Below are 892 nucleotides of genomic sequence, written 5' to 3' on the forward strand. Positions count from 1 at the left end.
CCGTAAGGGGGGATGGTCATCATGATATAACACGGTTTATGATGAAGTGCTCCCTTTTTGGCCGATAATGGCTTTTTGTTGATTTGCCCTGAGCCTCCATATGTTTCACTGTCACTGTTAAGCACTTCAATGTATTGAGTAAAAAAAGGAACTCCAACATCATATTGATGATAGACCACGGGTGTAAAATTACAAATGATGACAAGTGCCTCACCGTGCTTTTTGCCATAACGAATAAAAGAAAAGATTGATTGTTCGTCATTATGGACATCAATCCATTCAAACGATTGTGCACGATGGTCATGCTCATAAAGGATTTTGCTTTTTTGGTAAAAGCGGAGAAGATCTTGCGTAAAAACGCTGGCTTTCTGATGCATGGGGAAGGAGTCCAAAAACCAATCAAGCTGTTCTGTATCTTTCCATTCATCAAATTGGGCAAACTCTGATCCCATAAAGATCAATTTCTTTCCGGGATGCACTGTCATATAGCCCAGCAAAAGCCGATACTGGGCAAATTTCTGCCAGTAGTCGCCAGGCATTTTATTAAGAAGTGATTTTTTTCCGTATACGACTTCATCATGAGAAAACGGCAATACAAAATGCTCACTAAACGCATACAGTAATGAAAAAGAGATAAGCTGATGACAATGCCGCCTTTCTTCGGGCGGCGTCTCCATGTATTTCAGTACGTCATTCATCCATCCCATATTCCATTTATAATGAAAACCAAGCCCCCCTTCCTCAACGGCACCTGTCACTTGAGGCCATTCTGTAGAATCTTCTGCAATCATCATCACATGGGGATATGTCTCTCTCATGGTTTGATTGAGTTTTTTTAAAAAATCAACAGCATATGGATTCGTGTGGCGTTCATCCTGATTTGGCCAATACA

General features: G+C 40.8%; 1 protein-coding gene. It reads right to left on the reverse strand.

Annotated features, from left to right (window positions below; all coding sequences use genetic code 11):
- Positions 1-892, reverse strand: an 892-nt coding sequence (gene glgB, locus ACWHAR_RS24655) for a 1,4-alpha-glucan branching enzyme (RefSeq protein WP_452088129.1), incomplete at both ends; no start/stop codon positions are given.

The sequence above is a fragment of the Bacillus sp. LR--39 genome (assembly GCF_053613335.1).